The organism is Kitasatospora sp. NPDC056181 (genome assembly GCF_042266225.1).
Taxonomy (GTDB): domain Bacteria; phylum Actinomycetota; class Actinomycetes; order Streptomycetales; family Streptomycetaceae; genus Kitasatospora.
On record NZ_JBHJUK010000115.1, the window covers coordinates 20,089 to 29,063 of the forward strand.

Consider the following 8,975-nt stretch of genomic DNA (forward strand, 5'->3'; position numbering starts at 1 on the left):
GCCGTCTCCCCACGTTGCGACGGCAGATTCCTCGCCACCAAGGTGGTACCCCCAGCGGGAGTCGCGCTGCCGGCCATACCCAGTGCTGGTCCTGACCGACAGCTCACGCACCTGCCTGACATCCCGTCCGATCGGGCGGCGACGGATCGGTTCCCGTGCGACCCAGGACCACAGCCGGGCGCATCCCGGCGGGGCCGGGATCGCCGCCTTCAGCGGATTCCGACAGAACGTCACATACCGTGTCAAGAGGGAATGCGGCGAGCCCTCTCACGCCGTTCACCGTCAACGGGCTTCCCGTCACAGCCCTCGCCCATGTCGCTCCGACTCCCGGCCATGGTGCCCAAGACCTCGGTGGGATCGGTTCCGGACCTCCAGGAGGCAGAACCCTCATGCAGAAGATCACCCGGCTCGCCGTGGCCGTCGCGACCGCGCTCGCGGCGGCAGCAGCGGTCGCCCCGTCCACCGCGGCTGCGTACGGCGGCGAAGGCCACCCGCGCGGCGGGCACCACGCGGTGTTCGTCCAGACCGACAACCCGGCGGGCAATCAGGTCATCGCCTACCGGCGGGCGGACGACGGACAACTCACCCCGGCCGGCACCTACGACACGAACGGCCTCGGCGGCGTGCTGGCCGGATCGGTCGCCGACCACCTCGCCTCCCAGGGCTCGCTGACGTACGACCCGCGCCACGCCCTGCTGTACGCGGTGAACGCCGGCAGCGACACCGTCTCCGTCTTCTCCGTGGACGGCGACCGGCTCGCGCTGCGGCAGGTGGTCGGCTCCGGCGGCCGCTTCCCGGTGAGCGTCGCCGTGCACGACGACACCGTCTACGTCCTCAACGCCCTGGACGGGGGCTCGATCCAGGGCTACACCGTCCGCGGCGGCCGCCTCCACGAGGAGGCCGACTGGAACCGCTGCCTCGGGCTCGACCCGAACGCCACGCCCCAGTTCACCAACACCCCGGGGCAGGTGGGCTTCACCGGCGAGGGCTCCCAGCTCGTGGTCACGACCAAGGCGAACGGCAGCAGCCTCCAGGTCTTCAACCTCGACCGCTCCGGCGCGCCCGCCGCCACCGCCGTCACAACGAGCCTTCCCGGGGCCGTGCCCTTCGCGTTCGTACCCAACGGCCGGCACGGCCTGTTCCTGGCCGAGGCCGGCACCAACGCCGTGGCCACGTTCACGATCCACCACGACGGCACCGCCACACAGGAGGCCTTCGCGGCCACCGGCCAGGCGGCCACCTGCTGGATCGTCGGTGTGCGCGACCTGCTCTACGCCTCGAACGCCGGCAGCTCCACCCTCACCGGCCTGCGCACCGCCGACCGCGGCCGCCAACTGACCGTCCTGGGCAACACACCCACCGACCCCGGCACCGTGGACGCCGCGGTCTCCTCCAACGGGCGCTACCTCTACGCCCAGACCGGCGTCAACGGCATCCTCGACGAGTTCGCGATCAACGACGACGGCTCGCTCACCCCGATCGGCTCGCAGACCGTCCCCGGCGGCGCCGGCGGCGAAGGCATCGTCGCCTTCTGACGCACCGCCCACGGCAGTCGGCGCGGGTCCCTCGCGCCTGGGCGTGCGCGACCCGGGCCGACTGCGCCGAGTCCGGTCGCGGGCTGACACCCGGGCCGCCGCCGGTGTGGCGGCGGCCCCAGGCGTCGGGACTCAGCGGGCTCGCTCGACGCTCCACCTCGGCAGGTACTCGAAGAACGCGACGGCCTCCTCCCGCCACCTGGGACGCCATCCGGCGGCTTCCGCGGCGGCCGCCTGTGCACGGCGCTGCATGTCCGCCCGCATGCTCTCCGGGACGCCGCGGAGTTCGGCGATGTCCCGGATGGCGGCGACGGTCTCCTCGGTGCAGGCGCCGTCGCCGAGGGCGGACTCCACCAGCTTCCGCTCGGAGTCGGTGGCCGCTGCCAGGACGGCACGGACCGTGTAGTTGCGACGGCCCTCCCGGATGTCCGTTCCGGTGGGCTTGCCCATGGTCCCCGAGTCACCGAAGAGGTCCAGGTAGTCGTCGCGCATCTGCCCACAGATCCCCACCAGCCTTGCATAGCGCCGCAGTTCCTCGTCGTGGAGGGAGGGATCGACGCCTGCGGCGAGCAGTCCCAGCCGGAGCGGGGCGAGGACCGAGTAGCGGGCGGTCTTGTAGTCGGCCACGTCGTGCAGCACGTCCTCGTCCGGGTCCGCGGCGAAGTCCCGCTCCAGGTCGATGATCTGGCCGACGAACGTGTCCGATGCCGCTCGCGTCTGCACCTCGACCATGGCCTGTCGGACCGGCAGCGGGGCGTGGGAGTCGAGGAGGACCCGCAGGGACAGGGCGAGTGCGAGGTCGCCGGCGAGGACGGCGAGCCCGAGCGCGGCCTGCGGCCGGCCGGGGAACTGCTCCCGGTAGGCGTAGTACGTGGAGGGGCCTCCTCGGCGCGTGGGGGTGTCGTCGATGATGTCGTCGTGGATCAGCCCGTGGGTCTGGAGCAGTTCGATGCTCAGCGCGGCGTCGTCCAGCCCCTCCACGGGCTCGGCGGTCACGAGACGGGCGGCTTCGAAGAGGAGGGCCACCCGCATCCGCTTGCCGCCGCGCAGCGTCAGGTCCCGTAGCAGAGCGAGGCACTCCGGGGTGAACCGACTGGACGACGGGGCGTCGAAGGTGGCGGCCAGGTCCCGGAAGTACTGCTCGGACAGCGTGCCGAACCGACGCTCGTACCCGGCGAGACGGGCCCGGATCTGCTCAGCGAGGACGGCGGTGTCGGTCATGAGGATGTCTTCCGTTCGGGTGGTGGATGCGCGCTCCCGCGCAGGCCGGAGCGCCTCAGGTCCTGGCGGTGGTCAGGCACCATGCTGCCGCACCTCTGCCAGGACCTCTGCCGCATCGATGCCCCACCCGTTCCCCTCCCGTGCCCCTCCCGTGCTCCTTCGATCCGACCACCCGGAAGCCCTCGGAGGCACCCCGTCCGAACCGTCGATGAGAGGAGGTGAACGGCCCGCCGGCCGACCGCCCTCGGGGTTCCTCTCGCTTGAGACGTCGGAAGCCGGGATCCGCCCCTGCCAGGCGGGGCGGTAGTGGGGTGATCACCTCGGAGACGGCGACGAGGCCGGGGCCCTCGGCCTGTGGAGGTCGCTGCCCCGGTCTACGCCTGTGCGGGCCTGTCCGAACGGTCGGCGAAGTCGAGGACGGTGACCGAGGGGCGGCGGGTGGCCAGGGGCGGGATGGTCAGGGCGAGCGGGAGGAGGCCGGCGACGAGGCCGCGGCCGCCGGTGGGGCGGACGTCGCGGACGCTGCTGACGGCCGGACTGGCGGTGCGGAGCTTGTGGCGCTCGGCTGCGTCCATCGCCCAGGGCATGGGTGGGGCCTGGTAGGCGTGGGTGCGCATCCTGCCGGTGAGGGTGAGACGGCTGAACCACCGGGGGACGGCGTCCAAGATCAGGGACGCCCCGGGGAATCGTTCGGCGCAGCCGGCGATGAGGTCGCGTACCTGCGTCGGGGGGAGGTACATGAGCAGGCCTTGTGCGGTGACCAGGACGCCGTGGTCGCGGTCGACCTCGTCGGCCCAGCCGAGGTCGGTGGCATCGGCGGCGAGATAGCGTTGGCGGGGGCCGGGGGGCAGGAGCTGTCGGCGGAGGGCCAGCGCCTCGGGGAGGTCGACGGAGAGCCAGCGGGCGCGGCCGTTGTCGACGCGCCAGTACTGGGTCTCCAGACCGTCGCCCAGGCAGACGACGGTGCCGCGCGGCTCCCGGGCCAGGAAGTCCGCCACCTCGCGGTCGAAGCACGCGGCCCGCAGCGCCTGCAGCTGGGCCTGGACGCCGCTGGTGCCGAACCGGTCGGCGAACGGGTAGTCGATCCGCTCGACCAGCTCCACCGCCTTGGGATCGCGCAGCACGGCGTCCGGCCGACGGGCCTCCACCGCCCGTTGCCACAGCGTCCACAGTGCCGTCTCCGGCACCGTCCCCAGCTCGGGCCGCTCCCCGCTGCTCATCACGCGCTCCCTCGGACCGATTCTCCCGGACCTGACTTTCCCGGGCCTGGCTTTCCCGGGCCTGCCGCCACGGGTCTGGCTTTCCCGGACCTGACCCTTCCGAGCCCGGCTCTCCCGGGCCCGCTGCCACGGGCCCGGCTGCCACAGACCTGCTCTGCCGCTTTCCCGGCATGGACCCGCCGATTCTGACACCCGGGGGCGCGCCGGCCCGGCGCGCGACGCACCGGCGCGCCGGGCGGAACCTCACCCGACGCTGAACGCGCCGTCCGGGGGTGGCGGGCTGTCCGTGGCCTCGGCGTCCGTCACCGCAGGCGTGCGCCCGCAGAACTCCGCCAGGTCGGCGCCGTCCGTCAGCCGGGCCGGGAAGATGTCGGCCGCCAGGCGGCGCGCGAGGTCGGCGGCCGGAAGCGGGCCCGCCGAACCGGCCAGCAGGATGTTGCCGTACCGGCGCCCCCGCAGCACAGGGGCCTCGGCGATCAGGCAGACCTCCGGGAAGACGGCGCGCAGGGTCGCCGCCTGGGCACGGGCGAAGGCCAGTGGCGGGCCGTCGGCGAGGTTGGCGGCGTAGCAGCCGCCGGCGCGCAGCGCGGCGGCGGCCGCCCGCACGAACTCCACCGAGGTGAGGTGCGCCGGGGTGCGCGAACCGTGGAAGACGTCGGCGACGACGAGGTCCAGCGACCCGGCCGGGACGGTCTCCAGCACGGCCCGCGCGTCGCCGACCACCGCGGTGATGTCGACGCCGGGCCCCTGCCACGGCAGGTGCTCCTCCACCAGGGCGAGCAGCAGCCCGTCGACCTCGACGACCTGCTGCCGGGAGCCGGGGCGGGTGGCGGCCAGGTAGCGGGGCACTGTGAGTGCGCCGCCACCGAGGTGGAGCGCGTCGAGCGGCCGGCCGGCGGGGGCCAGGGTGTCCACGAGGTGGCCGATCCGCCGGGTGTACTCGAACTCCAGGTGGGTGGGATCGCCCAGGTCCACGTACGACTGGGGCGTGTCGTCCAGGGTGAGCAGCCAGCCGCCGTCGTGGTCGATGTCGGGCATCAGGCGGGCCAGGCCGAGGTCGGTCTTCCGCGCGACCGGCACGGGATCCGTTGCCGGGTCCGGTACGGGTTCCGGGGCGGCGTCCGGTGCCGGGTCCGGTTCGGTCTCGGTCTCGGTCTCGGTCTCGGTCTCGGTCTCGGTCTCGGTCTCGGTCTCGGTCACGGGTACGACGTCCGGTACGGGTTCCGGGGTGGCGTCCGTTACGGGTTCCGGGGTGGCGTGCGGTACGGGCTCCGGGGCGACGGTCACGGCGCCACCGGCGCCGGCAGGTAGGCGGCGAGCCAACGGTCGAGCTCGGCGAAGAACTCGGTGCGCGCGTCCGGCCCGGAGAGGGCGAGGTCGTGCATGCCGTCCTTGATCCGGACGATGGTGACCTGCCGGCCGAGGCGCGGTCCGACGGCGGCGATGTCGTCGGCGCGCAGCACGGCGTCGGCGTGGTGCAGGGCGGCCTGCCACTTGGTGGTGGAGATCGACGCGGTCGAGGCCATCAGCAGGACGGGGACGTCGATGCCCAGGCCCCGTCGGGCCTGGCGCTGGCCGCGCTGGATGGCCGCGAGCCAGCCCGCGTACAGCGGGAACCCCTCGGCGGGCTTGAGCTTCAGGTCGAAGTCCCACTCGCCGCGGTGGTCCCGGTGCAGGCTGTGCACGTAGTGCGGGTTGAGCGTGGAAGGGAGCTTGCGGGTGGTGGCGAAGCGGCCGAGGGCGTCCAGTGCGGGCGCGCCGATCGCGCGGACGGCCGGGGCCGCGGGCATGGAGAGGAACGGGCTGTTGAGGAAGAGCCCGTCCACGACGCCCCGTCCGGCCCGCCGGCCGGCCCACAGCGCGGTGACCAGGCCGCCGGTGGAGTGGCCGTTGACCAGCAGCTGCCGGTGGCCGTCCTCCTCACGGATGATCCGGACCGCGGCGTCCAGCTCCTCGTCGTAGGCGGCGAGGTCGCGGATGAAGTTCGGCGACTGGTGCGGGCGCAGCGAGCGGCCGTACTTGCGCAGGTCGAGGGCGTAGAAGGAGTAGCCGCGCTCGACGTAGTGGTCGGCGAGGTGGGTCTGGAAGAAGTAGTCGACGTAGCCGTGGACGTACAGGACGGCGCGGTCGCTGCCCGGGACCAGCCGCCGGACGAGGGTGGCGCTGACGGCGCCCTCCTCGTCGGGGGCGAGCGGCAGCTCGGCCGCCTCGTACGGAGCCCCCAGGATGTCTTCTCGGAATTCCATGCCCGCCCGCACCCAACCTCTGCTCTGACCTGCCTGCCCCGGCAGGAACCATCGATCCGGACGACCGACAATACCGGCCGGTAGCGGGGAGCGCGGCAGCACGGTCGTGGCGCGGCGACCGCCGCGCCGCAGGCCGCCCCGCTCCCCGTGCGCCTGCTGTGCGCCCGTGGTCCTGTGGAACGCTACCCGGGCCAGAGTCACTCCCCTGGCCCATGAAGCCGTCGATGAAGCCGCCAGTGAAGCTGTCAATAGAGCTGCCGATGAAGCCAGTTGAGGAGTCAGCATGCCGCACGGGCACGATCCGCGGACCGGTCACGGCGACCCGTCCCTCTACCGCACGCCCGCCGAGGCGATCGCCGCGCCGCCGGAGCGGCTGGCGTACGTGGCCGGGTTCGACCGGTCGGCGCAGCGGCCGGACGCGCTGATCACCGTGGACACCGATCCGGCGTCGCCGACCTACGGGCGGGTGCTCAACTTCGCCGAACTCCCGGGGCTGGGCGACGAGCTGCACCACTTCGGCTGGAACGCGTGCTCCAGCGCGCTGGCACACGCGTGCCACGAGAACCCGGAGCGACGGTATCTGCTGCTGCCGGGGCTGCGGTCCTCCCGGCTGCACGTGATGGACACCCGGCCGGACCCGGTGCGGCCGCGGCTGGTGAAGACGGTGTCCGCCGAGGAGCTGGCGGCCAGGGCGGGGTACTCGCGTCCGCACACGCTGCACTGCGGGCCGGACGGCGTGTTCCTGTCCTGCCTCGGCAGCGGGGACGGCGGCGACGGGCCGGGCGGGGTCGCGCTGCTCGACCACACCACCTTCGACGTGCTGCGCGCGTGGGAGACGGAGCGTGGGCCGCAGCACCTCGCCTACGACGTCTGGTGGCACCTGGGCACCAACGTGGGCGTGACCAGCGAATGGGGCACGCCGTCGATGGTCGAGGACGGGGTGGTGCCGGAGCTGCTGCTGGGCCGCAAGTACGGTCATGCGCTGCACTTCTGGGAGCTGGACTCGGGGCGGCACCTCCAGCGGATCGACCTCGGCGACCAGTACCAGATGGTGCTGGAGCTGCGACCTGCGCACGATCCGCAGGCCGAGTGGGGGTTCGTGGGCGTGGTCACCAACGTGGAGGACCTCTCCGCCTCGGTCTGGCTCTGGTACCGGGACGGCCCGGCGTTCACCGCGCGCAAGGTCATCGAGATCCCCGCCGAGCCGGCGAAGCCCGAGGACCTGCCGCCGGCCCTCCAGCCGTTCGGCGCGGTGCCGCCGCTGGTCACCGACATCAACCTGTCGGTGGACGACCGCTGGCTGTACGTCTCGGCCTGGGGCACCGGGGAGCTGTTCCAGTACGACGTGTCGGACCCGTTCCACCCTCGGCTCGCCGGCTCGGTGCGGCTCGGCGGGGTGGTGGCGAGGACGCCGCACCCGGCCGAACCGGGCCGACCGCTGAGCGGCGCACCGCAGATGGTCGAGATCAGCCGGGACGGGCGGCGGCTCTACCTGACCAACTCGCTGTACGGGTCCTGGGACGACCAGTTCTACCCCGACGGCATCGAGCCGTGGATCGTCAAGCTGGACGCCGACACGGAGTCGGGCGGGCTCACCGTCGACCCGCGCTTCTACCCGCACGGGGACGAGTTCCGGGGCCTGCGGGTGCACCAGACGCACCTGGCGGGCGGGGACGCCTCGTCGGACTCGTACTGCTACCGCTGACCTGCTGGAACCGCCGGACCGGCGCCGGACCCGTCGGACCGGCCGGACCGGCCTGCGCCGGGCGGGCCCGGGCCCAGTTCTGCCGCGGGCTCGGGGTCTGTCCCGGGCTCGGGGTCTGTCGCCGGCTCGGGTCTGTCGCCGTGGGCGGGTGAGCCGTCGGGTGAGCCGTCGGGCAGGTGGGGAGGCGGGCGGACAGACAGGCGCGCGGGAGGGTTGGCAGACAGGCCGTCGGGTGGCTTTCCGGTCATGTTGGCAGGCCTTTCGGCCGTCCCGCGACCGCCGCAGGCCACGCCCACTAGGGTGCGACGAGTCCCCGCTGACCCACCTCCCCTCTCGCCGGAGCGCGCCGGGGAGGCTACCGATCGGACCGGTGTGTCATGACTTTGACTTTCCGTCAGCAAAGGAACCGTTCCCGGGCGACCGCCCCCGGGTGGATCGCCCGTACGGCCGCCACCGTTGCACTGCTCGCGGCCGCACTCACGGGCACCACGGCCGGAGCAGCCGTCGCCGCTGCTCCCGCCACCCCCGCATCCGCCGCAGTACCCGCCTCCGCGCCCGCGGGTATACCCGCCGCCGCCCCGACCGGGATGGCGGCGGGTATACCCGCCGAAGCGCCCGCAGCGGCGGCCTCGGTGGGCGGGTGGACGTGTCCCGGGGTCGCCGTCCCCCCGGGCTACGTCATCACGATGTTCGACATCAGCGGCTGCAACGGCCGCGGTGCCTGGTTCCAGCAGCCGGTGCGGGACGGGATCTGGACCTGCGGGGGCTCGCCGATCGTCTCCGGGTACGTCCTGACCAACTTCGACTCCAAGGGGTGCAGCGGCGTCGGGGCCTGGTTCCACCAGCTCGTCCGGAACGGGATCTGGACCTGCCCGTACTCCCCGATCCCGGCCGGCTACCGCAGCACCACGTACGACGCGCGCGGGTGCAGCGGCCTCGGCGCCTGGCTCACCGTACGCGCCTGACCCGCCTCTGCCCCGCTTGACCCGCCTGACCCGCCTGACCCGCCTGACCTGGCCGTAGGGCCCTCCCGGCGGGAGCCCAGCCC

7 protein-coding genes are annotated in these 8,975 nt (G+C 73.4%); 3 read left to right on the top strand and 4 right to left on the bottom strand.

The window, feature by feature from the left end; translation table 11 throughout:
- The first annotated feature begins 389 nt into the window (after positions 1-389).
- Positions 390-1,535, top strand: a complete 1,146-nt coding sequence (locus ACFC1F_RS32310; protein WP_376163685.1) for a lactonase family protein — start codon at positions 390-392, stop codon at positions 1,533-1,535.
- Positions 1,536-1,667: 132 nt separating this feature from the next.
- Here ACFC1F_RS32310 and ACFC1F_RS32315 read toward each other — a convergent pair whose 3' ends face one another.
- The 4 genes from ACFC1F_RS32315 to ACFC1F_RS32330 all read right to left on the bottom strand — a co-directional run bounded on the left by ACFC1F_RS32315 (position 1,668) and on the right by ACFC1F_RS32330 (position 6,222).
- Positions 1,668-2,756, bottom strand: coding sequence for a polyprenyl synthetase family protein (locus tag ACFC1F_RS32315; protein WP_376163687.1), 1,089 nt, complete (start codon positions 2,754-2,756; stop codon positions 1,668-1,670).
- Between the two features lie 374 nt (positions 2,757-3,130).
- Entirely contained in the window at positions 3,131-3,976 is an 846-nt protein-coding gene (locus tag ACFC1F_RS32320) for a class I SAM-dependent methyltransferase (protein WP_376163688.1), read from the bottom strand.
- Positions 3,977-4,219: 243 nt separating this feature from the next.
- The gene (locus ACFC1F_RS32325) at positions 4,220-5,014 is read right to left on the bottom strand and encodes a spermidine synthase (protein WP_376163699.1); all 795 of its coding nucleotides are present in this window, start codon (positions 5,012-5,014) and stop codon (positions 4,220-4,222) included.
- 245 nt (positions 5,015-5,259) lie between these two features.
- Positions 5,260-6,222 carry an alpha/beta hydrolase gene (locus tag ACFC1F_RS32330; protein WP_376163690.1) on the bottom strand — a complete coding sequence of 321 codons (963 nt, stop codon included), beginning with the start codon at positions 6,220-6,222 and terminating at the stop codon, positions 5,260-5,262.
- Between the two features lie 283 nt (positions 6,223-6,505).
- Here ACFC1F_RS32330 and ACFC1F_RS32335 point away from each other — a divergent pair, with 283 nt between their 5' ends.
- Positions 6,506-7,927 (top strand): selenium-binding protein SBP56-related protein, encoded by a 1,422-nt coding sequence (locus tag ACFC1F_RS32335; RefSeq protein ID WP_376163692.1) that lies wholly within the window; start codon positions 6,506-6,508, stop codon positions 7,925-7,927.
- 686 nt (positions 7,928-8,613) lie between these two features.
- The gene (locus ACFC1F_RS32340) at positions 8,614-8,892 is read left to right on the top strand and encodes a hypothetical protein (RefSeq protein ID WP_376163694.1); all 279 of its coding nucleotides are present in this window, start codon (positions 8,614-8,616) and stop codon (positions 8,890-8,892) included.
- Positions 8,893-8,975 lie beyond the last annotated feature (83 nt).

Coding starts and splice junctions, on each gene's coding strand:
- ACFC1F_RS32335 (WP_376163692.1), top strand. CDS start 6,506: ATGCCGCACGGGCACGATCCGCGGACCGGTCACGGCGACCCGTCCCTC.
- ACFC1F_RS32310 (WP_376163685.1), top strand. CDS start 390: ATGCAGAAGATCACCCGGCTCGCCGTGGCCGTCGCGACCGCGCTCGCG.
- ACFC1F_RS32330 (WP_376163690.1), bottom strand. CDS start 6,222: ATGGAATTCCGAGAAGACATCCTGGGGGCTCCGTACGAGGCGGCCGAG.
- ACFC1F_RS32315 (WP_376163687.1), bottom strand. CDS start 2,756: ATGACCGACACCGCCGTCCTCGCTGAGCAGATCCGGGCCCGTCTCGCC.
- ACFC1F_RS32340 (WP_376163694.1), top strand. CDS start 8,614: ATGTTCGACATCAGCGGCTGCAACGGCCGCGGTGCCTGGTTCCAGCAG.
- ACFC1F_RS32325 (WP_376163699.1), bottom strand. CDS start 5,014: ATGCCCGACATCGACCACGACGGCGGCTGGCTGCTCACCCTGGACGAC.
- ACFC1F_RS32320 (WP_376163688.1), bottom strand. CDS start 3,976: ATGAGCAGCGGGGAGCGGCCCGAGCTGGGGACGGTGCCGGAGACGGCA.